Below are 24,698 nucleotides of genomic sequence, written 5' to 3' on the forward strand. Positions count from 1 at the left end.
CGAATTCACTGTTAGATTGCCCAATGTTATCTCTTTAACTGACTTTCTCTTTATAGAGACATTTAGAGAGACGAGCGCGACCTCTCTACTCATGGGTTCTTCTCTTTAAAGTGCACACATCCTAACCGTGCCCTAAGTTGCGGTGAAATAGCTCACGATTAACCTACCAAAAAGGGACAGGCTTATTTTGGCAGGTTTTATCTGGGGAAACGCCGACTGATTCCATGTACACAACCGCCGCAGCTCCATATGAGGCAAATGAATCAGTAACGTCTATCCCAAATCTTGAGTATTTGTTCGACAGAACGGCCCCTGCCGGCTCCTGCTAGACTGGTAGATTCCCAACCGTCCATCCAGGAGCCGCAATGTCGCGCAAGTCCGCCTACAAGCAAGTACTTTCCATCGGCACCGCCGTGGTGCTGGGGTTTGCGTTGTTCACAGGGTCGCTCGACGGAGCGCCCAAGTTGTTGTCGCCGCAAAGCGATGAGCAGGCGACGGCTCTGGCCGAAAAACAAAACGAGAGTCCCAGCCGCACCGACGACGAGGCAGACCTGGTTGCCCGGCTCGAATCGGGAACAGCAAGCTCCGAGGACTCCGGCGATGGCTCCGAATCCACCGCGACCAACACCAACGGCAACGTTGCCTCCGCGGACAGTGCCGCCACCCCCATCGACGAAGTGGAAAACCCAGATCTCAACCGCGCCCGCGGCGTATATCTCAGCAGCATTCCAGACTACGCCGGCAATCCCTACGTCGCTCTTCGCGCCGACAGCACGCACCCGCTCGGCATGCCGTCATTCACACTCGATGAATACGAACGCGCTGCAGAAGAGGGCTGCTTTAAGAAATTCTCCAAGCTCGACAGTATGGGCCGCACTCGCAAAGCGCTCGCCTGCGTGGGCCCCGAATCGCTCGGTCAAGGCAAGCGCGGCGATATCTCGCGCATCCATCCCGCCGGATGGCATCAGCAGCGCTACGACTTTATTCCGGGCCAGAGCCTCTACAACCGCTGCCACCTCATCGCCTGGTCGCTCTGCGGCGAAAACGCCAATCGCAAGGATCTCCTCACCGGCACGCGCTATCTCAACGAGACGGGCATGCTACCGTTTGAGGAGCAGATTCTCGACTACATCCGCGAAACGGGCAACCACGTGCTCTACCGCGTCACGCCTATGTATAACGAAGAGGAACTTGTCTGCCGCGGCGTGCGCCTTGAGGCGCAATCGGTCGAGGACCACGGCAAGACGCTGTGCTTCCACGTATACTGCTACAACCTGCAGCCGCATGTGCAGATCGACTACGCCACCGGCCGCAACCAGGCCGCCGGAGAGTAGGTTCAACCGGGGCCACGCCCGCATCGTTTGTCACCGACGCGCACGGGAGGCTAATTCTTGCCTCCTACGGCGCATTTCAGTGACATGGGGCCATCTCTCCAAGATGCCCGTATTGTCGATAAGAGTAGAAGGCAAACGCCAGACAGGTAGCCAAAGCAGCAGAAGCCCTACATTAAATACGTGATTTATTCTTTGCAATCACAATCTCGATAAGTTAATCGAAGCAAAACAACGTAAAATGAAGGTAATTTTGCTTCAAAGTAATCAGGAGAAACTGTGACCAATCGCGTCAACAATTCACATATTAAAAAGGATTGTCCCACCCCCATCTATATGCAGGTGGTCGACTATCTGCGCGAGAACATCGCCTCAGGAGCTTGGGAGCAAGCATCCAAAATCCCGTCGGAAGTCGAGCTCATGAGTACGCTCGGCGTCAGCCGCGGCAGCATCAAAAAGGCCATTTCCAAGCTTGTTGATGAGGGCCTGCTTGAGCAAATTCAGGGAAAGGGAACTTACGTTAAGTCAAAAGACATCCCTTTCCCCCTTACAGAGGGTCTTATCTCTTTCTCCGAATCTCTAATCGAGCAAGGCCTTTCTTTCGAAACAAACATTCTCGATTGCGAAATTCGTAAGTCGGACGAAGATATTTCCAGACATCTCGGTATTGTCGAAGGTTCTGACTACCTTCATCTCGAGCGAGTGCGCAGCGTTGAGGGTGAACCTGTGATGTTCATCGAAAACAACATCAATATGGCGCTTGTCCCAGGTATTGAAACAGCCGACTTTGTTAACGAAGGTCTCTTTGCAATAATCGAGCGGCTCTCAGGCCACCAGATCGAATACTCAAAGACCTCCTTTGTGGCAAAGCTCGCGGACACCCAACGCGCGGATGCGCTCGGTCTCTCTACGCAGTCCCCGCTTCTTCAGCAGCTTCAAACAGTCTACTTGGACAATGACTCTGCAATCGAATATGCGCGCGTATGGCTTAAATCCAGCAGGTTCCAGCTTGGCACCGTTTTTCAGCGTCGCCATTAAAGCTCTTGAGAGCGGCGGCATTACGCCAAATATAATTCCAAAACGCAAAAAGGCGAACCCGTGGGTTCGCCTTTTTGTAAACGGTTTTAGTCCAGCGCGTCAAACAGCTCCGTAAGCAACGCTGCCCTGTCATCCGTAATCGCCAGGGCACTCGAAATGCCGGTGCCTTGCGCGCCAAGTCCAATCAAGCGACGAACATCGCCTCCACACCTGATTCCCGCTCCCTCCATGATAACGATGTCGGGATTGATGGACCGTACGGCAGCGATGGTCTCTGCGATGTAATCATCGCCGCTTGTATGGCCGGTTCCCACAAGGCTGCTCGGCTCGCAAAGAATCACGTCCGGATCCATCGCCGCAACCGCTTTGGACTCAGTCACGCTATCGGCTGCAACAATGGTTAGAATCTCAAGCTCACGAGCGCGATCGATCGTTGCCGCCAACTTATCAACGGTCAGGGGGTGTGCCGTGTGATTTAGAAAGACAGCTTGAACTCCCGCGCTCTTAAGCGACTCAAGAGGTGTCAGTCCCATTCCTTTTCCGTCACCGATAAGATCGGCATGCTGCGCTGTGGGAATTGCAAATTTCAAATCCTTCGCAACTGCGCAGAGCTCGGGAACGGGAGCAGTCCAAAAAATCGAATGATCTCGATCTTTTGCAATTTCATCCGTAAGATGAGCCGCTGCAATTGAATCGTCCGCAAGCAAATAGGTCTTAGGACTGACCGTGAAAAGTGGCAGTTTTAAATCGGAACGTTTCATGAGAACACGTCCTTTCCGACTAATACATGGGCTGCCATACCGAGCGATTTAGCCGTTGAAGCTAATCTCGATGCCGGTTTCCAGCTTGGGAAGCACGCTTGGTGTCACGAGAACCGTTCCAGGAAGCAGCTCTCGCTCGTCATCGAACGCAATGGTTAGATGACCGAGCCCTCCCATGTTCTCGTTCGCAGCTTCACCAAACTCCTTAATCGTGTAGACCTGATCGCCGATGGAAATGGTGCCGCCCTCAGCAAGCACGTTATCCTCCGTGGGAGTTCCATCGTGAACGACGCAGATGTCGCGCAACTCTGCAGGAGCGGTCGGGCCAAACAGGACCACCATCTTCTCGTTGAGAAGTTCCTCAACAAACGAGCCGATCTCAGTGACCTTAACCTTGTACATTTGATTTCTCCTATCTTTGTTACGCCGCAGGCGCAGTCATTGACCTGTCGATAACACGAATAGCCTGGGCAAAAGCATCGTGATAGCTTTCGTTGGCCAGATGGTCTAGGGCGGTCTCGATATTCAGCCCCAGCATCTCGCTCATCTCCGAAAACTCTGGTTTGAGGGAAAGCCCTTTGAGCTCATAGCAACCGTTAATCACGCCATCATGATCAGTCAGAATCATCACAAACGCCTTTCGGCTAAAACTCACCTTGCACATACCCGTGCCCAAGTATCCCTCATGATCGCGAGCGCGCTCATGGATAAGAATGCGCACCCTCTTCCAGTAGCGATACTGGGTGAATGTTCCTGCAAGCCATACGAGAATAAAGAAGGCTATTGTAATGAGCGCGTTGAGCATAGTGGGCCTTTCCCTCTTAAAGCTTCAGTTTACAGGCCAAAGGACAGTACGTAGGCAAGAATAATCTGAATCGGGGTGGTAATCAGCTTGCCAAACAGGAATGCAGGGTAACCGATTTCGATCGTCTCGGGCTTTGCCTCCATGAGAGTCATGCCAACGGGAGCAAAGTCGGAACCAACCTGGCAGTTGACGGCAAAGAAGCCGGGAAGGGCAAAGTTGGCGGGAATCGTGCCGTTGGCGATTTGGTTGCCAACAAGGACAGAAAGCACAGAAGCGATGATTGCGCCCGGGCAGATCAAAGGCGAAAGGAACGGGATTGAGCAGAACATGCCAATTGCCAGCATACCGGGCAGCGAGCCCGCAAGCGGAGTGAGAACGCCGGCGAGAACGTTCGCGAAACCCGTGTAGTTAATAATGCCGATCAACACCGAGACAAACGCCATAAAGGGGATGATGTTGCGGATAACATCGTTCACGGTATCGCGCGCAGCCTGGTAGATGATGCTGATAACGCGGCCGACACCGGTGCCGATCTTGGAGACAACGTCCATGAAGCCGTTAGACTCCTTGGATGCGAGCTCGGCACGTCCCTCAGCGATCTTGGCGTGGACGTTTTCCTTCGTCGTCTCCTCGTGTGCCTTCTCGGCCTTTACCGGCTCAGCGGGAACATCGGCCGCATCGGCAAGGACGATGCAATCGGGGTTGACGTCAGATGCAAAGAGATCCTCGGTGATGAACTGGGCAAGAGGACCAGACGGAGAACCGGGCTTGATGTTCAGCGTCTTAAGGCCCATCTTGGGATAGGTGCCGCAGCGAGCCACGCCGGCGCAGTCGATGACAACGGCGCACGCCTGATCGGTCTCGATCGGGTCCTTAAACTGGTCGTGCGCCTCGGCGCCGGTAAGCTCCGCAATGCGAAGGGCGACCGGGCTGATGCCACCCAGGGTCACGCTCAGAACATAAGGCTTCTCGGCCGTGGGGGTAATGATGAGGGGACCGCCCCAACCGTTGCCGCCGTGGGACGCCTTTACGCTTTTGAATTCACTCATGATTTAGACTCTCCTTTTGCGCTGAACTACTAGGCGGCAAGCTTAGCTTCGTTGCGCTTCTTCATGATGAGGTACAGCTTCTCGGTGACAATGCCCTTGATCAGGCAGACGATTAGACCAACAATGAGGAAGCGGATAGCAAGCTCGGAGGAGTTCTTTCCCAGTGCCTCGTAGCCGGCCGAGATACCAAGCCAAACAAAGAGCTCGGAAGAGTTAGCGTGCGGGAAAAGGCCAACGATGGGGTGCATCATGGACACGACCGCATCGTAGAATGCGGGCTTGTAGTCCTCCTCGACAAACACACCAAAGGTGTATGCCATCGGATTGCAGAGGAAGAAAGTGCAAAGGAACGGGATGAGGGTATAGCGGAGAACTGCATACTTGGTGCACTTCTTCATGAACCCATAGACACGCTCCTCGCCGATCAGCTGGATGACTGCCTTGATCGTAAGGATCAGACAGATCAGCATGGGGATCATGCCCGTAATAAACGAGGCAAACTGATCACCAGCCGCATTAAACAGGCCGGTAAAGCCCTCCGCAAGGAAGATAAGGAAATCGTTTACTGCTCCCATTTTCATTCTCCTTAGTTAATGTTCGTTACTTCTATCGTTCTACCTGAGCGCCCCCTCCTCCTTTTCAATCAGCCATATACGCTCATGGTTGTCTACGGTTGTCTATATCTTACAAAGGGACCGCTCTTCGAGTTATCTTCTCGCATTCCTTTCGGTGAACGGTAGATTTTACAAGACAAACGGCTACGCGCAATTTAGCTCATAGATAATTTGGAGTGCCTCAAATATACGCATATACCTGCTAAAACGCGCGTCGTAGAGCTCATGGGCCCTGTCGTTTTTTTCAATGGAATCGAGTTTTCTGCAGACCCCTGCAGCAACCGCCGTCAAGTTTTGGCCGCAAGAAGCCGAGAGGGCCAGCAGCGCCGTGCCCTGACCGGCGCCGGAGGATTCCATCCGCACCATATCGACCCCCAACACGTTGGAGAGCGTTTGCGCCCAAAAATCGTTTTTGGCCCCTCCTCCAACTAGCCTGATGCTGCGCCACTCTTCCGAATGGTCCACGGACTCCTTGAGCTCCCTTAAGGCATACGCCGTGCCCTCCATCAGAGCCCTTTCGAGCTCGGAACGAGTCGTGTCAAGATCAAGCCCCAGAAAGGCACCGCGTACCGACGGGCAACCGTGCAGGACTTTTTCTCCCGATAGATGGGGGTAGAACATGAGTTCCCTCATGTCGTAGAAGGGGTCCTCGACGGCCTTGTCCTCCAAATCGTAGGACTCACTGCTTAGAATCTGCCCGTACCACCATTCCTTGGCACCGCCGCACGATCTGATACTCAGCTGAATTTGGGTCTTAAGGGTATTTCCCCACTTGAACAACACGGGCTTGCCAACAGCCGGAAGGTCAACTCCCTCAGATGAATACATCAGCACGCCGCTTGTTCCAAGTGAGATGGTGGGGACGCCCTCCAAAAGGCATCCCGTGCAGATCGCTGCCGCGGGATTGTCGCCCGTTCCCCTCACGATCATGGCACCTGCGGGAATTCCCGTCTCGCTTGAAGCTCTCTCAACCACGGTCCCAATTACGGCATCAGAAGGCTCGACAACGGGAAGCAACGACTCGGGGATTCCGAAATGCTCGCAGACCTCACCGATCCAAGCTTGCCTCTCGTTATCGTAGAGCCCTGTTGTCGAAGCCCCGCAATAGTCCGTACCAGCACGCCCGCCAAACTTGAGAGCAATCCAATCTGAAACCGAAAGAAACACTTCGCTCTTTGAAAGGCCCTCAGGATTATTCTTAGCTATCCATGCAAGGTTAATCGCCGGAACCCCAGTCGAAAGAAAGCTGGCGACCCTAGGATAGCCCGCAGACAGCGCCCACTGCTTCTCGGTAAAGACGGCGTCAATCGTGCGCTGGTCGTTCCACATTATGGCGGGACACGTTGGCACCCCATCGGCATCGATCAAGACCGTCGTGTGCATCTGCCCGGTAGCGCCAACGCCTTTTATTAGAGACAGGTCAACTTTCTCTCCAAGCAGGGAGCATGCAGAGCAAATGGCGATCCACCATGTCTCGGGATTGATTTCCCGCCAACCGGGATGAGGCTCAGAGCACTCGTAAGCCTCGCTCGCAGTCGCGACAACTTTTCCGCCTTCATCAATGCACGTGAGCTTCACCGATGACGTGCCCACATCGACGCCAAGGTAGAGCGCACCCATTATCGCCTCATCCATGTTCGTAATTCCGCGCTACTCAGCGATGCCGTTGATGGCGCGCGTCGTCTTGTAAGCAACGTCCGCAACTGCCTTACGTGTATCAATCAGTACCTTGGCGAGATTATGCTCGTTGTTGTTTGCCTCGTACGCCTTGCCAACCGTCGTGATGTAGGCCTTGCGCAGGTCGCTTGCGATGTTGATCTTGGACATCTTGTGTGGCTGCATAGCGTGGATGGTCTCATAGGGAATGCCCGAGCCACCATGAAGAACGAGGGGACACGGAGACACCTCGGCAAGCTTCTCAAGCAGCGGCAAATCGATGCGCGGCGTATCCTCAAGGCCGTGAACGTTGCCGATAGACACGGCCAACAGGTCGCAGCCCGTGCGCTCCACAAACTCGCAAACCTGATCGGGGTCGGTCTTAAGATCCGCCTCGGAAACATGATCGTCTTCTTTGCCCTTGATGGCACCGAGCTCAGCCTCAACGGGCACGCCGTAGCAATGGCAGTAGTCAACTGCCTGGCGCGAGAAGCGAATGTTCTCCTCAAAGGGCAACGCGGCACCGTCGATCATAACGGAGGTAAAGCCGGCCTGAACCGCCTGTCGAACATCCTCGAGCGTCTTGCCGTGGTCAAGATGCAGACACGTGGGAACGATATAGTCCTCCGCCGCGCGTTTAACGATAGAGGCGATCATGCCGTAATCGGAAAGCTTAACGTTGGTAGGGGCGATCTGGAGGATGCCCGGCATGCCGGCCTTCTGCAATCCGTCCAAGATACCCAGGGTCATCTCCATATTGGTCGTGTTATATGCGGGAAGGAGCCATCCGTTCTTGCGTGCAATCTGGATCAGCTCAGTCGAAGTTACAACTGCCATGATTCCTCCAACCGGGTTACGGCAATTCGAGTTGAGTTTACGTTCCAGATACTTATATAGACGTCTATGTACCTGTTTATAGACGACTATATACCTTTTTGATTCTTGCGCATAGCATTAAATGTCTCGAATTAGAAAAAGGGCTGCCGAGAAACACTCGACAGCCCATCGTTCAACCTGCTTACCCCAATGTTCCGCTTGCCAGCATGTCGGCAACATCATTAAGGTTCAGGACAATCGCCGTGGCTAATCTTTCCATCTCTTCTGTTGGCTCGGAGAGATCAGGAACCATGACGGTGTGAAAACCTCCTGCAAAGCCCGCGCGCACCCCGTTATAGGAATCCTCCAAGACGAGGGATTTTTGCGGCGGCACCCCTAGCTCGTCCGCTGCTTTTAAAAAGACGTCAGGATAGGGCTTGGCATGCTCGACCTCGATACCAGAAACGATCGAATCAAAATATGGAAGTATTCCTCCCCTTATCAGGTTGGCCTTGATCATCTCCCTGCTCGACGAGGAGGCAACCGCCATCGGAATCCCTTCAGTCTTGAGATACTCGAGAAGCCTATCCAATCCAGGTTTTTTCTCTGCGCCATGGGCCAATGCTTCATGGGCTATTTCGTAAAAACGATCAACAAATGCCTTGGGGTCGACTTCGTCACCATACCATTCGCGAATAATGGATACGGCCTCGGCTCCATTGGTTCCGCGCATGGCGTCCGCAAGGCCCTCCATGCACTCAACCCCAAACTCGATTGCGGTCTTAGGCCAGCAAGAAGCCCAGATAGGCTCGGTGTCAAACATAAGCCCATCCATATCGAAGATAACCGCCTCGTACATATTGCCTCCCTGTTCAAGTAGACGTCTATATACGTTTATTCTAGCAAAGGAGGACTTTTTCTACTGCAACGGCACAAAAAGGTGCCCGCCCCACAGATGCTGGGGCGGGCACCTCGCCCGCCAAAAAAGCCGCCACAACGGAACTACCCCATCGCGGCGGTTTTTTATCGTCTAGTTACTTGGCGCGGCCCTCCTCATAGCGCTCGACCAGCTTGGCCTGAACGTCATAGGGCACCTGCTCATAGCCCGCGGGCTTCATGGTAAAGTCGCCCGTGCCGCGCGTGATGGAGCGCAGGCGCGTCGAGTAATCCGTCAGCTCGGCCAGCGGCGCTTGGGCAATGACCACGGTATCGCCGCGCTCATCGGTCTCCATGCCCGTCACGCGACCGCGCGAGGCCGAGATGTCGCCCATCACGGCGCCGGCGTAGCTCTCGGGGATCGTCACCGTGATTTCCTCGATAGGCTCCAGCACCACTGGATCGGCATCGGCGCATGCCTTGCGCAGGCCGATGCGAGCCGCCGCGCGGAACGCCATCTCGTTGGAGTCGACGCTGTGATACGAACCGTCGTACACCGCGACGCGAATGCCCGTGAGCGGGTAGCCGGCAATAATACCGTCCTTCATGGTCTCCTGGACGCCCTTGTCCACGGCGGGAATCAGCGAGCGCGGGATGCGGCCACCCACGACCTCGTCAACAAACTCATAGCCGTCGCTCGTGCCGTCGGGCCCAATGAGCGGCTCCACGCGCAGCCAGCAGTCGCCGTACTGACCGGCGCCGCCGGTCTGCTTCTTGTGGCGACCCTGGGCGCTTGCCGTGCGGCGGATGGTCTCGCGATACGGAATGCGGATCGGCACGCTTTTGGCCACGACCTTGGTGCGATCCTCCAAACGGTTGAGCAGCACCGAAACCTGCGCCTCGCCCACGGCGGAGATGATAGTCTGGCCCGTCTCCTCGTCACGGTCGATGCTCATGGTCGGATCGGCCTTGCAAGCCTTCTCGATAAACGTGTAGAGCTTCTCTTCGTCGCCGCGATTCTCGGCCTCGATGGCAATGCGGTACTGCGAGTTGGGGAACTTAAACGCCGCCGCCTCGACCTTACCGGTAATGGAGAGCGTGTCACCCGTCTCTGCCGCCAACTTGGGCGCCACGATAATGTCGCCGGCATAGGCGTGACCGACCTCGGTCATGTCGCGGCCGCACATCACATACAGGTGAGCCAGACGATCGCTCTTGCGGGTACGCGCGTTGATCAGCTCGAGGCCCGGCTCAAGCGTGCCCGTCAGCACCTTGATAAAGCTGATGCGGCCCTGCTGCGGGTCGGCTAGCGTCTTAAACACAAATGCCACCGGACGGTCATCGTCGCTCGAGATCTTGAGCGAGTCGCCGTCGATGAGCGGCATCTCGCCGTAGTCAGTCGGCGCCGGGAAGTACGTGGCGATGTCGTCCATCAGCGAGTTGACGCCCTGCTCCTTAATGCAATCGCCCGCAAAGACCGGCACAAAGATGCGCTCAGCGATCGCTTTGGACAGCAGGCCCTCAAGCTCCTCCTGCGTCAGCGTCTCCTCGCCTTCCAGGTACTTCATCATCAGCTCATCGTCGGCCTCGGCCACCAACTCGCAAAGATGGTCGTGGGCCTCCTCGGCCTGGGCACGATACTCCTCGGGAATCTCCGACTCAACGGCTTCGGTGCCGTTGCAGTGGCGCGCCTTCATGCGCACCAGGTCGATGATGCCGTCAAAATCCTCGCCCTCGCCCCAGGGAAGAGTCACGGCGCCCAGTCGCGTACCAAAGCGCTCCTGCAGCAGTTCCATGGTGGTCGCAAAGCTGGCCTCGGAGCGCGACAGGCGGTTTACGAATACCGCACGCGCCAGACGCAGGTCCTCGGCGGCATACCAGAGCTTAACCGTCGTAGGCTGCGGGCCGGCCTCGGCGTCGACCACAAACAGCGCCGTCTCGCAGACGCTCATCGCGGCAAAGGCGTCGCCGATAAAATCGGGGTAGCACGGGGCATCGAGCACGTTGATGCGGGCGCCCTTCCAGTCAATCGGCGCGATGGTCGTCGAGATGGAAAACGCACGCTTAACCTCTTCGGGGTCATAGTCGAGCGTGGGCTTGGTGCCGTCGTGGCCGCCCAGGCGGGCGGTCTTACCGGAAAGGTGGAGCATGGCCTCGGCGAGTGAAGTCTTGCCCACCCCGCCTTGGCCTACGAGCACCACGTTCCTTACGTTGCCGGTCTTGGGAGCACCCATGATGACCTCCTTGCAGGGTCGCGCGATGCGCGACGCCAACGGGGAGAGTTCGCGGTCGATGCCGTCCCGGGAGCAGCATGGTCGGCAGCCGAGCCGGCTCACCCTCCAAATGTCCTATGCCACCACCCTACCCTTGCAGTCGCCTGTCCATGCAGACCTTTCGGCACGCGTATGGATACGGGCGGCGAGAGGAGAGAGCGAGCTTGCGAGGCGATTATTGAACCCCGCGGATGCAAAAAACCGCCACAGGTCATAAGACCTGCGGCGGCATCACCTCAATTAATAGTTGAGCAAATAGCTGAGCCTATCCCTCGATACGGCTCAAGAACTCGCGTGTACGCTGCTCGCGCGGATGATCGATAACCTGCTCGGCAGGACCCTCCTCGACAATACGACCGCCATCCATAAAGACCACGCGGTCGGCAACGTCGCGGGCAAACTGCATCGCGTGCGTCACGATCACCATCGTCATATTCTGCGCGGCCAAATCCTTGATGACGCGCAGCACCTCAGCCGTCAGCTCTGGATCGAGCGCCGAGGTCGGCTCATCAAAGAACAAGATTTCCGGGTCGAGCGCCAGGGCGCGGGCAATACTCACGCGCTGCTGCTGACCGCCCGAAAGCTCGCAGGGTACCTTGTTCTCGTTACCCGTAAGCCCCATCTGTGCAATAAGCTCGTGTGCGCGGGCCTCCGCCTGCTCGCGCGGACGCCTAAGCACGCGGATCGGTGCATCGGTGATGTTTTTCATCACGGTATAGTGCGGGAACAGATTGTAGTTCTGAAACACCAGACCGAACCGCGAGCGCGCCTGTTTAGGTACATCGCCCTTTGCGTACATCGCGCCCGAACCCGCATCCGTCGCGACGGCAAGGTCGCCAAACGAGAGCGAGCCGCCGTCGAGCGTCTCGAGCAGCGTGGCACAGCGCAGCAGCGTGGACTTACCGCCGCCCGAAGGCCCGATAATCGCCACGACCTCGCCGCGCTTCACCTCGAGCGAGATGTCCTTGAGCACCTCATTGCCACCAAACGCCTTGCGCGCGCTTTCGATTTTCATCACCGAGTTAGTCATGATAATAGTCCAGCTTCTTTTCGGCGGCGCCCAGCAGCATCTCGACCACAAAGTTAAAGACCCAGTAAATCAGCGCCGCGATTGCAAACGGCACCATGCTCACCTGCGAGGCGACCAGTGCCTTGGCCGTCGAGAACATCTCCCCCACGCCAATGGCAAACGCCAGCGACGTGTCTTTGACCAGTGTGATGATCTCGTTGCCCATCGCCGGCAAAATGCGCTTGGCGACCTGCGGCATCACGATATACAGAAACGTCTGCATGCGCGAGTAGCCCAGCACCTCGGCAGCCTCGTATTGACCGCGCGGAATGGACTGCAGGCCCGAGCGATAGATCTCGGCAAAGTAACCGGCGTAGTTGATGATGAACGCCACGACGCACGCCGTCCACTTGGAATCGGGCGTGAGCGAAATGCCAAACACGTAGTACGGGGCAAAGTAGATGGCAAACATCTGCAACATGAGCGGCGTACCGCGCATGACCGAAATGTAGATGCGCGCAATCCAGCGGAGCGGCGCAATTTTGCTCATGCGCATAAACGCCACGGGGATTCCCAGCGGAATCGACCCCAGCAGCGTCAGCACAAACAGCTGCAAACTGACCAAGAATCCCTGGCCAAGCATCTGCATCATGACCTGAATAGACAACCCAAGCTCTCTTTCACAGTAACGGAACAGCGAACCCAATGCTAAAGCGGGTTTTCCAGGTGCCCGAGTTTGCCGTGAAAGAGGAGCGCCGCGTACTAAATGTACGCAAGCGACGGTTTGAGCGGCAAAATCGGGTGCCTGGGAAAGCCGCTATTTCAGAACCCAGTTGTCGAAGGAAAGACCGTAATCTGCATATTTATCACAGAGGTCCTTGACCGTGCCATCCTCGTAGAGTGCCTTGAGCGACTCGGTCACGGCATCGGCGGACTTGGTGTCGCCCTTCTTGAAGCCAACGGCGTAGTGCTCGCTGGACAGCGGCTTGTCGAGCTGCGTATAGGCATCGGGCTTGGCGGCAAGCTGATACTGAGCGATCGAGAGGTCACAGGCAACGGCATCGACTGCACCACTCTCGAGCTGCATAAACGCCGTGTTGTACTCGCCGATGGTATCGAGCGTGGCAAACGTCGCGGTCAGATCCTTCTGGTCGCCCTCGAGCACATCCTGCGCAGCGGAATCAGTCTGGGTAATCACGGTCTTGCCGGCAAGATCGTCCCAGCTCTTGATACCCGCGTCCTTCTTGACCACGAGCACCTGCTCGTTGAGCATGTAAGGCTCGGAGAACGTGTAGTCGTCCTCGCGGCCCTCCATGGTAAAGCCATTCCAGATGCAGTTGATGGCGCCGGAGTTGAGCAGCGTGTCCTTGGCATCCCAATCGATGGCCTCGTAATCGACATCCCAGCCCTGCTTATCGGCAACGGCCTTAGCCAGATCGAGGTCAAAACCGGCGTACTCGCCATCGTCGCCCACAAAGCCGTACGGAGGGTAGGACTTGTCAAAGCCCACCACGAGCTTCTTGGACTCCGCAGCGCCCTTCACATCCTTGGCCGCGGCAGAGCCAGCAGCGGAGCCCTTGCCGGCACCACCGCCGCAGCCTACCAGGCCGAGGCCAAGCACCGTGGCAAGCGAACCGGCTAGACCAACAAATTGACGACGAGACATATCGGCATTCATGGTATTCCCCCTTGATGGCACTTTAGTTAGGTAAAGTGAGTCATGTAACGTTCAGAATCATACACTTTAGTGAGATGGAGTACAAGGGAGGGCTTGCCCGCCGGGTGCCGGGGCAGGGGTTAAGTTTGCTGCTCTACAGTCCTGCTCACGACGGAGAGCACATTAAGTGCTCTCCTGTTCGTGCGGAACTCGCGACAAACTTAACCCCTGCCCCGGCACCCGGCGGGCAAACGTCGTTGGGCTTATCACTAACACGAATAAACCGCTTGCATATCGTCTGCTGGCTTGGAACGGTACAATACTTGCAGCTTAAATTCATGAATTAGTGGAGTTATTGATGGCAGAATCTCGTGCGGAGCGTAAGGCTCGTCGTGCTTTGATCGAGGCGGCTGAGGGGTCGGAGGAGAAAAAATCTTCTAAGAAATCCAAGCCATCTCAGGATGCGAAGGGTAAGTCGGCCAAAGGCAAGGTTAAGACCAAGCGTTCTGGCTCTCGTCACGGCGGGGATAAAGCGTCTCACGTTCGTTCCAAGGACTCACGCAAGGATTCGGCTCAGCCTGCGCGAAAGATCGTGGATCCCAAGTCGCCTTGTTCCATCATGCGGGCTTGTGGTGGGTGCACGGCGCTCAATCGTCCTTATAAGAAGCAATTGGCGACCAAGCAGGCTGCTATGGAGGAGCTGTTTGCTGAGCTCTGCGAGCGTGAGGGTATCGCCGTTGATCCTATTCGCGGTATGGGCGTCACCCTGGGCGACCCGGGTAAATATCCTGCGCCGCGTGGCTTTCGTCATAAAGCTGCCACTCCGTTTGCACCCGGTAAGGAGGGCACTGTCCGCTGTGGCTTTTTTGAGCGCGGCACGCACAAAATCGTCGCCGTACCCGAGTGTCCTGTCGAGGCGCCGGGTGCCCGTCAGATTCTCAACGGCATCGCGCGCGAAGCTGAGCGGCTGCATATTCCCGCCTTTAATGAGGACAAGCATCTTGGTTTGCTTCGCTATGCCGTCGTCCGCTGCGGTTGGCGCACCGACCAAGTCATGGTTACGCTCGTGACCGCCCAGCGTGACTTACCGCATGCGCAGGAGTTCTTTGAGGCCGTCGCGGCGCTCGATCCGCATATCGTCACCGTCGCCCAAAATATCAACGGCCGTCCCGGTAACGCCATCTTGGGTGAGGAGACTCGTATCGTCTATGGCGCCGAGTGCATGCGCGACCAGCTGCTCGGTTGCGAATTCGATATCTCCCCTACCGCGTTCTATCAGACCAATCCACAGCAGACCGAGCTGCTCTATCAGCTTGCGATTGACGGCATGGACCTGCAGCATGGTGACATTCTTATGGACGCGTACTGCGGCAGCGGCACCATCGGTCTGTGCGCCGCGAAGGATGCCCAGGACAGGGGTGTCGGCATTATGCTGCTCGGCGTGGAGCGCAACCCGGCGGGCATTGCCGACGCACGTCGCAATGCCGAGCTCAACGGCCTCCCCCGCAGCGCTTGGTTTATGGCCGACGACGCCACCGATTACATCCTGGACGCCGCCGATAACAACGAGCGCGTTGACGTTCTCTCCATCGACCCGCCACGTGCCGGCTCCACACCAGAGTTCCTCGAAGCCGCTTGCGCACTCAAGCCGCGCCGCATCACCTACATCAGTTGCAATCCCGTCACCCAAGAGCGCGACCTACACCAGCTCCTCGACGGAGGTTATCGCCTGCTCAAGATCACGCCGGTCGACATGTTCCCCCACACCGACCACACCGAGACCGTCGCGGTCCTCGAGCGCCGCTAATCCACCGACACAAGAAAGGGGGCGGCCCGTCTGGACTGCCCCCTTCGCTTGGCTTATGAACTCCGCTACATCCCCTTGCGCAGGTCACACACGCCGGCTGCCGCCATCTCGCGAAGCAGCGTCTCGCGGTCGCGTGTCACGATCAAATCCAGCGGGAAATGAATCTCGTCGAGCATCTTGCGGGCGTGGTCGAGCTTGCCAATTGCCATGCCAATGTGCGCATCAGTCGACACGCCAATGCCCACGCCCAGCTCGGCGCAGCGCTCGGCGATCTTGCGGCACACGTCCCAATGCTCAGCATCGTTGCCATGCTCAAGGCTGTGGTTGTTGACCTCGATTATCTTGTGCTTGGCCTTGGCCGCCAGCAGCACCTCATCGATATCAAAGGGAACACCGGCGCGACCCGTGTGGCCCAGCATGAACACCTTGGGGTGCTCCAGGGCATTGATATACATCTCGGTCGTCTGGGCGAGCGTCGCGCCTTCAGCAATCTGCGGATTATGCACGCTTGCCACCAAATAATCCAAATTACGCGTCACCAAATCGAACAGCGAATGCTCATGACTATACGAATCGCCGGCGATATCGAGCGAAACGGGAATGTCCTCGCCAAACAGGCTGCCGTCCAGCGAAACGATATCGGCCTCGGCGCCGCGAAGCACCAGCACGCCGCTCCAAATGCGCGGCCAGATATCCTGGTTAATAAAGAATTGGAAACTGCGCAGGTCATTGGGACAAGGCGTAACCATCGAGCTTAAATGATCGGCTGAACCGAGCACCTGAAGGCCGCGCTCTGCCGCCCAATAGATGTTCTCCTCGATGGTTGAGTACGCATGCGCAGAGAACATCGTATGAGTATGAATATCACAAGAAAGAAGGTAGGGCATCGGGTCTCCTTGTCCAGTATGGCCGTCGCGTATATTCATTGTACGCATAGCTTTCGGCAGTCGTAAAACTGCTTCATCCCAATCACACAACGGCATAGACAACGGGGTCTGGCTTAAAACCAAACCCCGTTTCACGTAAAACATTGTAAGCAGAGCGCTTTACTTTCGACGATATTCGTCGGCCAGTTGCTTCCAGGCAGGCAACGAATTGACGATAGTCTCGTAGCTCACACAGTAGCCAAGGCGGAACCAGCCCGGCATGCCAAAGCTATCCGAAGGCACTGCGAGCAGTTCGTACTTCTTCGCGCGCTCGCAGAAGGCGTTCGCATCGGGCTCCAACGCCTTCACCCACAGGTAGAATGCACCATCCGGCTCAACATAGGTGTAGCCATACTCCGCCAGTGCATCGGTAAGCGCGGTGCGGTTGCGTGCATAGGCCTCAACGTCACTCGGCTCATCGATGCAATCGATAATCACGCGCTGGAAGAGCGCCGGTGCGCACACGAAGCCCAGCGTACGGGCGGCACCGGCAACGGCGGGCATTAGACGGGCTGCCTGAGGATTCGTATCGGGAACCAAGATCCACCCGACGCGCTCGCCCGGTAGCGAAAGCGACTTGGAATACGAGTAACACACGATGGTGTGCTCGTAGATCGAAGGCACCCAAGGCACCTCGGCGCCATAGACAATCTCGCGATACGGCTCATCCGAGATAAGCATGATCGGATTCTCGGGATCGCGCTTGGCGTTGACCTCGCATAAAACATTGGCCAGTCGCGTCAGGGTATCGCGCGTATACACGGCGCCCGTCGGGTTATTCGGTGAGTCGATGATGACAGCTGCCGTCTTGTCGGTAATCGCCTTGAGCACGTTATCCACGCTCAGCTGGAACGTATCTTCATCGGCGAGCGCCTCGACGCACGTACAGCCGGCCTTCTCAATCCACACGCGATACTCCGGGAAGTACGGGGCGATAACAATGACCTCGTCACCCGGGTTCGTAACGGCATTGAGCGTGCAGGTGAGCGAAGCCGCCGCGCCCACGGTCATAAAGACATCCTTGCCCTCATAGCTCGTACCGAAGCGACGGTTAAGAGACTCAGCCACGGCGGTACGGCACTGCGGCAGGCCCGGAGCGGGCGTGTATCCGTGCAGCTGCTCGCTCGGCAGTTCAAGCGCCTTTTTGATGGACTCCGCGACGGCAGCGGGAGCAGGAACGCTCGGGTTGCCCAGCGAAAAATCGAACACGTTTTCCGCGCCGATTTGCGCCTTGCGCTCAAGGCCATAGCTAAAAATCTCGCGGATGATGGAGCTTTCCGCACCGCGAGCATACATAGTTTCGTTGATCATCTGTTCCCCTTTCGCATAGGCGCTATTGTACGCTTTAGTCGGGCAAAGCGCCGCAGCAATGTTGATTGGGGACAGACTTAAATGCGTGAAAACGCTCATTTAAGTCTGCCCCCAATCAATGAAGAAAAAGCCTCCGCAGGTTTCCCCGCGGAGGCTTTCGCCACAAAGACTATTTGTCGTCGTCGGTGTCGGCACCGGCATTGACGGCACAGTCATCGTCGGCATCATCGGATGCGACTTCGGCATCTTCCTGCATAGCCGCCTGCGCAAATGCCGCAGCGTCCGCCGCAAGCTCCTCCTCGCTCATGCGCGGCGCGCGCTTCTTGGTCGGCATACCGGCAGCCTTGGCATTGCGCTCCTCCTTGGCCGCCAGGATATCGCCCTCGCGCTCAAGGTAGGCGTCCCACTCGTTGTCGAGCAGGGCGTTCACGGCGTCGCCTTCGACGGTCTCGCGCTCAAGCAGCACCTTCGCCATCAGATCGAGCTGATCGCGACGGGCGTCCAGGATCTCGACCGCACGACGATGGGCCTCACGCATAATGCGCTGAACCTCGATATCGATGCGGCGCGCCGTCTCCTCGGAGTAATCCTGGTGATCGGCGTAATCGCGGCCCAGGAATACTTGATGCTGCGCCTCACCAAACACCTGCGTTCCAAGCTCCTCGCTCATGCCCAGGCGCGTGACCATCTCGCGCGCCATCTTGGTTGCGCGCTCCAGATCGTTGCTCGCGCCCGACGTGATGTCGTCGCACATGAGTTCCTCGGCAACGCGACCGCCCAAGAACACGGCGAGCTCGTCGAGCATCTCGTTCTTGGTCTTGAGGAAGTGATCCTCCTGCGGAAGCTGCAGCGTGTAGCCCAGAGCCTGGCCGCGGCTGACAATCGAAATCTTATGAACCGGATCGGAATGCTCCAGGATGTGGCCCACCAGGGCGTGACCGCTCTCGTGGTAGGCAATCGTGGTGCGCTCGGCCTCGGTCATCACGCGACCCTTGCGCTGCGGACCGGCAATCACGCGCTCCATCGACTCCTCGACCTCGTCCATCGAGATCACGGAACGATGGCGGCGGGCAGCCAGCAGCGCAGACTCGTTGAGCAGATTTGCCAGATCGGCGCCGGTGAAGCCAACGGTCATCTGGGCGAGCTTCTCAAACTTCACGTCCTCGTCCATCGGCTTGTTCTCGGCATGCACGCGCAAGATCTGCTCGCGGCCCTTCACATCCGGACGGTCGACCGTAACCTGACGGTCAAAACGACCGGGACGCAGCAATGCCGGATCCAGGATATCAGGACGGTTGGTCGCGGCGATCAGGATGACCGACTCGCTTTCCTCAAAACCGTCCATCTCGACCAGCAGCTGGTTGAGCGTCTGCTCGCGCTCGTCGTGACCGCCGCCCAGACCGGCTCCGCGCTGACGTCCCACGGCATCGATCTCGTCGATAAAGATGATCGACGGGGCCTGGGACTTGGCCTCCTTAAAGAGGTCACGCACGCGGCTGGCGCCGACACCCACGAACATCTCGACAAAGTCGGAACCCGAGATGCTAAAGAACGGCACGCCCGCCTCGCCGGCAACGGCCTTGGCCAGCAGCGTTTTACCGGTGCCCGGAGGGCCCACCAGCAACACGCCACGCGGGATCTTGGCGCCCAGCTTGCGATAGCGATCCGGATCGCTCAAAAAGTCACGGATCTCCTCGAGCTCCTCGACTGCCTCGTCCACGCCGGCAACGTCCTCGAACTTAACCTTGGGGCGCGTGGCCTCGTTGGTCTTGGCGTTGGTCTTGCCAAACTGCATGTTCCTGTTGTTGGCACCCATCATCTGGCGCATAAAGTAGAACATGATGGCAATCAGGGCAATCGTCGGTAGCACGCTCATCGCCAGGTCGCCCCAAAAATCGGGATCGTTGGTGTTGACGATGTACTTGGTATCGGGGTGCTCCGCCATAAGCTCGGCAAGCGAATCGGAGCCGACATAGGTCGAGGAGAAGCTTTTGAGCTCGCTCGTATCGCCCTTGTCCTTTTTTGTCTTCCAGTAATGACCCGCCACGCTTCCGTCTTGAACCGTATAGGTCAAATCTTCGACGCGATCCTGCTTAATGGCGTTGACCATCTCGCTCGTCGCGAGCTTTACGGTATTGCTGGAATTGGCAAAGCCGGAGCCCATGTTAAAGAAGGCATAGCCCAGAAGCGCGCAAGCCAAAATAAAATACAGCCAGCCCGTACGCGTGGGCTTCTTGCCTCCGGGCATCCCCGGGATCTTAGGTTCCCGGGGAGTCTGGGAATTGTTATCGTTACGGTCGTCGGGCATCTTACGAATAAACCTCCGGTTTCAAAATGCCCAGATACGGAAGGTTGCGATAGCGCTCGGCATAGTCGAGGCCGTAGCCCACCACAAAGGCATCGGGGCAATGGGTTCCAACATACTTGGGCGTGACGGCCGAGGTACGGTCCTCAACGTCCTTCCACAGGAAGGCGGCAACCTCCAGAGAAGCGGGCTTGCGGCTCTCGAGGTTCTTCATCAGGTACTTGAGCGTCAGGCCCGAGTCCAGAATGTCCTCGACGATCAGCACGTCGCGACCGCGGATGTCGATATCCAGGTCCTTAATGATACGCACGATACCCGAGGACTTCACACCGTCGCCATAGCTCGAAACAGCCATGAAATCGATGTTGGTCGGCAGCTCGATCTTACGCATCAGGTCGCCCATAAAGACCACGGCGCCGCGCAGGACCGCAATCAGCACCAGATCCTTACCCGCGTAGTCGCGCGTAATCTGCTCGCCTAGGCGAGAGACGATACCGTCGATATCCTCCTGCGTAAACAGAACCTTCTCGATATCCGGATGTTGAGAAGCCATGACAACCCTTTCTTGTGCTTATCGCCCACACACCGCCGTATGGACGCGAACTACACATTCTAGCAGCGCACGGGGTATATTTACCAGCCCGTGCGCCATCAGCGCGGGAATACCGTCAACGTCGCACAGAATAGTAGGCGCAAGGCACTATTCCGCATCGACCACACGAAGCAGATATGCCACGCGCGTTGCGGCCGTGCATTTAAAACGCTCGTCCGTGCGAACGCCTGCGACCCATACCACGGCACCTCCCGGAGCCGTTCTCACCACAGGAACGCCTGCGCGCTCAGAAACGGGAATACGAGCCTCGTTGAGCAGGTCGGATACCTTCTTACTTCGCCCACTCATGCCCAACGGACACATCACATCCCCCGGCGCGGGACCGTCTACCCACAGACGCGCCAAACGCGCCTCGGTGGGAATCTCCCCGCGCGAGCCGGCGAGCATCCGTTCGCTATCGCGATCGGCAAAGCCCAGCGTCGCGGCATCCACCATAGCGGCCGCCCCTCCGGCACCCGCGAGTTCGCGGGCACGGCGCACGATATCACACCCCGGCTCGACGGCCATCGGCTCTGCCACCAGGATGCGGCCCGCCCCCAGCGGCAATCGACCGGGAATGGTGACCCAATCGGCAACTAACCCCTCGCGCGCCGCCGGAGCCTTGAATGACAGCATGCCAAACTCCACGCGCGCATCGATTCCCGCCGGCAGCGTGACCGAACCCGATCCTTCGGCGACACAGGCGAGCACGCGCTCCACATGCCGCATCTCCGGGCGAGCGTCGGGGTCGATACGCTTAATTGCCAGTCGCACCATGCGCCGAGCGATCACCACCTCGGCCGCGGCCAGTCGGCGAGCGTCAAGGACCAGTGCACCCGCCGCCTCCTTACGCAGACAGCTTCGAAACGCCTGTGCGGAAAGCTGGGAAAGAAAGGCGTCCTCATCGCCTAAGATTTCGCAGGCGGCGCCAATCGTCTTACAGACGCTCGCGTTGCGCTGCGCCACCACCGGCATCACTCGATGGCGCACGTAGTTACGCAAGTACGACACGTCCTCGTTGCTCTCGTCCTCTCGCCACGGCTGACCATGCACCTGCAGATAGCCCACGAGCTCACCATGGGTCAGGTCGAGCAAGGGACGCACCACGATATTCCTCCGGCGAGGAATGCTCGATAGACCAGCGGGCCCCGAACCCTTAATCGCGTTCATCAAAAACGTTTCCGCGCGATCCGAAGACGTGTGTGCGGTGCAGATACGAGCCGCCGTTCGCGGTGCCCCCGTCTGGGCGCAGAGCTCGCGAACATACCTCCGCGCCGCGGCATAGCGCACCTCACGGGCAGCCGCCTCGATATTGCCCGATTCATCATCAAAATAGGCATGCTCAACACACAGCGGCAAGCCATATTGTGCGCATAGGCCGCGCACAAAGGCCTCGTCGCCATCGGATGCCTCGCCGCGCAGATGATGGTTCACATGCAGCACGTGCAGTCGCTCGCGCGCGATGGGGGCCACACCACGCCCATCCAGAATATCCAACTTTGATGTGCATGCCATAAGAAGCAAAGCCGTCGAGTCCGCACCACCTGATACCATGAGCACCACGGGGGCAGCCGTCTGCCGCGTCGCCAGGGCTTTATCATCGGCCCACGATGCAGCATGGTGTCCATAATGCTGAGATACCGTTGGCATTTGCTTCCTCCTCTATTCGTTCGCACCCATTGTATCCTTTGGAATCTTATGTCTCGTCTGCACCTTCATATCCTTGGCAGCGGCTCAAAAGGCAACTGCGCGCTCATCGAAGGCCCCCGGGGGCTCATCATGATTGACGACGGTCTTTCTCGCCGCGAGACATTAAAGCGCATGGCAGAACTGGGGCTCTCGGCAGACAACGTCTCGGCTCTTCTCATCACTCATGAGCACAGCGACCACATCAAAGGTCTCGATGTCTGGAGCAAGCACTGGCACGGCCCCCTCTTTGCCAGCAGGGGCACTCTTTCGAGCAAAGAAAATCTTTCGCATTTGCTTGTCGAGGAATTCGATCCCGGTGACGCCCTATCCATTGCCGGCATCCACGTGCAAACCTACTCAACATCACACGATGTTATCAATCCGGTCGGCTATCGATTCAATGCTCTCGATGATTCCATTGGGTTTGCCACCGACACCGGAGAGCTATCGAGCCAAGCCATGAACACCCTCAAAGATTGTCGAGTCCTCGCGCTCGAAAGCAACCACGATGTGGCCATGCTGCGCGAGGGAGAATATCCCCGCTTTCTTCAGGAGCGCATCCTGTCTGCAAGGGGACACCTCTCCAATGGTCAAGCCGCCGAAGCCGCGCGCGAACTTGTTACCGATCGCACCGAACAGCTCATTGCCATGCATATCAGCCAAGATAACAATCGTCCGAGCCTTACCGTCAAAAGCTATGCCAAAGCTCTGGCCGCAACCCTGGATGACGAGGTCGGCAGCTCCGCAACCCTTCTCCAAGGATCGCGAAAACTCTCGATACGCCCTGCGAGTCAGTATCAGCCGGCAACCATTCAATAGACTGTCCTAGACAGCAAAAGGGGCCGGGAATCGCTTCCCAGCCCCTTTTGTTATCTCTTAATAGCACAGAACGCCAACGAAGTTAGTCGATGGAGATCTTCGTAACGTTCTTCTTCTCGACGATCTTGGGAACCGTAACGGTCAGGATGCCGTCAGCGTACTTAGCCGAGAGGCCCTCGCTCGAAGCGTCCTTTAGATACACGCCACGAGTTGCGCTGTACGAGCTGAACTCCTTCTGCAGGAAGTTCTTGCCCTCGTTCTCCTCGTCTTCCTCGACATTCACGCTAATGGACAGACGGCCCTCGTTAAGCTCGACATCGATATCGTCCTTGGCGACGCCGGTCAGATAAGCCTTGACCTCATAGCCATCGCCCTTATCCTCAACATCAATGGGGAACGCCTTAGAGGCAATAGAGCTGTTCGCCAGATCACTCATATCATCAAACAGATCGAACAACGAGCTTGCAGAGGGACGAACGCCAAAAACCGAACGATAAGGAACCATGCTTGCCATGTTTACCACTCCTTTATAGGACTGCCGAGTCATCTTCTAGGTGACTGGGACTTCTTTTGACGCTCATATATATGCCCACCCGGTGCTCATATATACACCGACTATAAAGTTTTTTAAGTCCAGTACTATAAGTATATCTAAGTGCATCCGACTAAGGTTTTAGGAAGGTTAAGGTTCTTTGAACCAGAGCTTAAATTACGAGTATGTCCACAGCTACAAATAACAAGGGGCTTACAATGAGCGCATACGCGTTGTTGGTAACGAGCTAAAGGGCATCATGGACGACCAAAACCAGAACAATATGTTTATGCCGACGCAGGGGGAAGATACTTCCAAGCAGCCGTCACGGTTCCATCGCCCTCACATCTCGCAAGAGCCCATTAATGATCCAGAGCCCGAGTATGTGACAAGAAATCGATATCGAACGCTGGAGGATGCCCAAACGGGGCGTAAGCATATGGGCGTCGCATCGGGCGATCCCGTATGTCTGAAAGATGCGCCATTATCAAAAAACAGCGCAATCAATGACGATCCGACGAAAAAGCCCGTAACTCGGCATCAAAGAGGTCCTCGACCTAAGCAAACCTTAACGCATTCGGCTCGTTATCTCGAGACGCCAAAACAAGGGAAAACGATCTTCGTTTCATCAAGTAAACGACGTAGGCAGCATCGACTCCAATTCTTGCTTTTGATCATTGTGGTTGTAGCAGTTGCCCTTGTGATTCGATTTATTGTCTTTAAATAAAAGCTCATTACCCATAAGCCCAACCGGGTTACAGGTGAAATGCAACTACATTGTGATGTATTAGCGCAAAAAAGGGGGAGGCCGCGAGGCCTCCCCCTTCTTCAG

The 24,698-nt window shown here is 57.0% G+C and carries 23 protein-coding genes; 5 read left to right on the top strand and 18 right to left on the bottom strand.

Annotated features, from left to right (window positions below; translation table 11 throughout):
• Positions 1-365 precede the first annotated feature (365 nt).
• Together DXD56_RS05460 and DXD56_RS05465 are read left to right on the top strand one after the other, a co-directional pair.
• A complete protein-coding gene (locus tag DXD56_RS05460; RefSeq protein ID WP_117640458.1) occupies positions 366-1,334 on the top strand; it encodes a DNA/RNA non-specific endonuclease in 969 nt (322 codons plus the stop codon).
• A gap of 276 nt (positions 1,335-1,610) precedes the next feature.
• Positions 1,611-2,369, top strand: a complete 759-nt coding sequence (locus tag DXD56_RS05465) for a GntR family transcriptional regulator (protein WP_199411547.1) — start codon at positions 1,611-1,613, stop codon at positions 2,367-2,369.
• A gap of 86 nt (positions 2,370-2,455) precedes the next feature.
• Here DXD56_RS05465 and DXD56_RS05470 read toward each other — a convergent pair whose 3' ends face one another.
• The 12 genes from DXD56_RS05470 to DXD56_RS05530 all read right to left on the bottom strand — a co-directional run bounded on the left by DXD56_RS05470 (position 2,456) and on the right by DXD56_RS05530 (position 13,906).
• A complete protein-coding gene (locus tag DXD56_RS05470; RefSeq protein WP_117640460.1) occupies positions 2,456-3,130 on the bottom strand; it encodes a triose-phosphate isomerase in 675 nt (224 codons plus the stop codon).
• 48 nt (positions 3,131-3,178) lie between these two features.
• Positions 3,179-3,532, bottom strand: a complete 354-nt coding sequence (locus DXD56_RS05475; RefSeq protein WP_117640461.1) for a PTS glucitol/sorbitol transporter subunit IIA — start codon at positions 3,530-3,532, stop codon at positions 3,179-3,181.
• A 19-nt stretch (positions 3,533-3,551) separates the two neighbouring features.
• On the bottom strand, positions 3,552-3,935 hold the full coding sequence (locus DXD56_RS05480; RefSeq protein WP_117640462.1) for a transcriptional regulator GutM: 384 nt from the start codon (positions 3,933-3,935) through the stop codon (positions 3,552-3,554).
• Positions 3,936-3,964: 29 nt separating this feature from the next.
• Entirely contained in the window at positions 3,965-4,984 is a 1,020-nt protein-coding gene (locus tag DXD56_RS05485) for a PTS glucitol/sorbitol transporter subunit IIB (protein ID WP_117640463.1), read from the bottom strand.
• A 29-nt stretch (positions 4,985-5,013) separates the two neighbouring features.
• The gene (locus DXD56_RS05490) at positions 5,014-5,559 is read right to left on the bottom strand and encodes a PTS glucitol/sorbitol transporter subunit IIC (RefSeq protein ID WP_117640464.1); all 546 of its coding nucleotides are present in this window, start codon (positions 5,557-5,559) and stop codon (positions 5,014-5,016) included.
• Positions 5,560-5,742: 183 nt separating this feature from the next.
• Positions 5,743-7,233 carry a xylulokinase gene (locus DXD56_RS05495; RefSeq protein WP_117640465.1) on the bottom strand — a complete coding sequence of 497 codons (1,491 nt, stop codon included), beginning with the start codon at positions 7,231-7,233 and terminating at the stop codon, positions 5,743-5,745.
• A 15-nt stretch (positions 7,234-7,248) separates the two neighbouring features.
• Entirely contained in the window at positions 7,249-8,091 is an 843-nt protein-coding gene (locus DXD56_RS05500) for a class II aldolase (RefSeq protein ID WP_117640466.1), read from the bottom strand.
• A 181-nt stretch (positions 8,092-8,272) separates the two neighbouring features.
• A complete protein-coding gene (locus DXD56_RS05505) occupies positions 8,273-8,929 on the bottom strand; it encodes an HAD family phosphatase (RefSeq protein ID WP_117640467.1) in 657 nt (218 codons plus the stop codon).
• 175 nt (positions 8,930-9,104) lie between these two features.
• Positions 9,105-11,180, bottom strand: coding sequence for a translation factor GTPase family protein (locus DXD56_RS05510; RefSeq protein ID WP_117640468.1), 2,076 nt, complete (start codon positions 11,178-11,180; stop codon positions 9,105-9,107).
• Between the two features lie 304 nt (positions 11,181-11,484).
• Entirely contained in the window at positions 11,485-12,249 is a 765-nt protein-coding gene (locus tag DXD56_RS05520) for an amino acid ABC transporter ATP-binding protein (protein WP_117640470.1), read from the bottom strand.
• Entirely contained in the window at positions 12,242-12,895 is a 654-nt protein-coding gene (locus DXD56_RS05525) for an amino acid ABC transporter permease (protein WP_117806870.1), read from the bottom strand. Before DXD56_RS05525 ends, DXD56_RS05520 begins: the two co-directional genes overlap by 8 nt.
• A 150-nt stretch (positions 12,896-13,045) precedes the next feature.
• Positions 13,046-13,906 (bottom strand): transporter substrate-binding domain-containing protein, encoded by an 861-nt coding sequence (locus DXD56_RS05530; RefSeq protein ID WP_117640471.1) that lies wholly within the window; start codon positions 13,904-13,906, stop codon positions 13,046-13,048.
• A gap of 337 nt (positions 13,907-14,243) precedes the next feature.
• On the opposite strand from DXD56_RS05530, the gene rlmD reads away from it, so the two are divergent.
• Positions 14,244-15,692, top strand: coding sequence for a 23S rRNA (uracil(1939)-C(5))-methyltransferase RlmD (gene rlmD, locus DXD56_RS05535; protein ID WP_117640472.1), 1,449 nt, complete (start codon positions 14,244-14,246; stop codon positions 15,690-15,692).
• A gap of 65 nt (positions 15,693-15,757) precedes the next feature.
• Here the strand turns inward: rlmD and DXD56_RS05540 are convergent, their stop codons facing one another.
• The 5 genes from DXD56_RS05540 to tilS form a co-directional block, all read right to left on the bottom strand.
• Positions 15,758-16,579: a phosphatase gene (locus DXD56_RS05540; RefSeq protein ID WP_117640473.1), complete on the bottom strand. Its 822-nt coding sequence runs from the start codon at positions 16,577-16,579 to the stop codon at positions 15,758-15,760.
• A 159-nt stretch (positions 16,580-16,738) separates the two neighbouring features.
• Positions 16,739-17,929 (bottom strand): pyridoxal phosphate-dependent aminotransferase, encoded by a 1,191-nt coding sequence (locus tag DXD56_RS05545; RefSeq protein WP_117640474.1) that lies wholly within the window; start codon positions 17,927-17,929, stop codon positions 16,739-16,741.
• 169 nt (positions 17,930-18,098) lie between these two features.
• Positions 18,099-20,177 (bottom strand): ATP-dependent zinc metalloprotease FtsH, encoded by a 2,079-nt coding sequence (gene ftsH / locus DXD56_RS05550; RefSeq protein ID WP_255413183.1) that lies wholly within the window; start codon positions 20,175-20,177, stop codon positions 18,099-18,101.
• Between the two features lie 61 nt (positions 20,178-20,238).
• Positions 20,239-20,787, bottom strand: coding sequence for a hypoxanthine phosphoribosyltransferase (gene hpt, locus DXD56_RS05555; RefSeq protein ID WP_055251779.1), 549 nt, complete (start codon positions 20,785-20,787; stop codon positions 20,239-20,241).
• Positions 20,788-20,934: 147 nt separating this feature from the next.
• Positions 20,935-22,476: a tRNA lysidine(34) synthetase TilS gene (tilS, locus tag DXD56_RS05560; protein WP_199411548.1), complete on the bottom strand. Its 1,542-nt coding sequence runs from the start codon at positions 22,474-22,476 to the stop codon at positions 20,935-20,937.
• A gap of 48 nt (positions 22,477-22,524) precedes the next feature.
• On the opposite strand from tilS, the gene DXD56_RS05565 reads away from it, so the two are divergent.
• Entirely contained in the window at positions 22,525-23,334 is an 810-nt protein-coding gene (locus tag DXD56_RS05565) for an MBL fold metallo-hydrolase (RefSeq protein ID WP_117640476.1), read from the top strand.
• Positions 23,335-23,416: 82 nt separating this feature from the next.
• Here DXD56_RS05565 and DXD56_RS05570 read toward each other — a convergent pair whose 3' ends face one another.
• Positions 23,417-23,848: an Hsp20/alpha crystallin family protein gene (locus tag DXD56_RS05570; protein WP_117640477.1), complete on the bottom strand. Its 432-nt coding sequence runs from the start codon at positions 23,846-23,848 to the stop codon at positions 23,417-23,419.
• A 277-nt stretch (positions 23,849-24,125) separates the two neighbouring features.
• Here DXD56_RS05570 and DXD56_RS09965 point away from each other — a divergent pair, with 277 nt between their 5' ends.
• Entirely contained in the window at positions 24,126-24,593 is a 468-nt protein-coding gene (locus DXD56_RS09965; protein WP_147325184.1) for a hypothetical protein, read from the top strand.
• Positions 24,594-24,698: the final 105 nt, after the last annotated feature.

Source organism: Collinsella sp. TM06-3 (assembly GCF_003436395.1).
Taxonomy (GTDB): Bacteria; Actinomycetota; Coriobacteriia; order Coriobacteriales; family Coriobacteriaceae; genus Collinsella.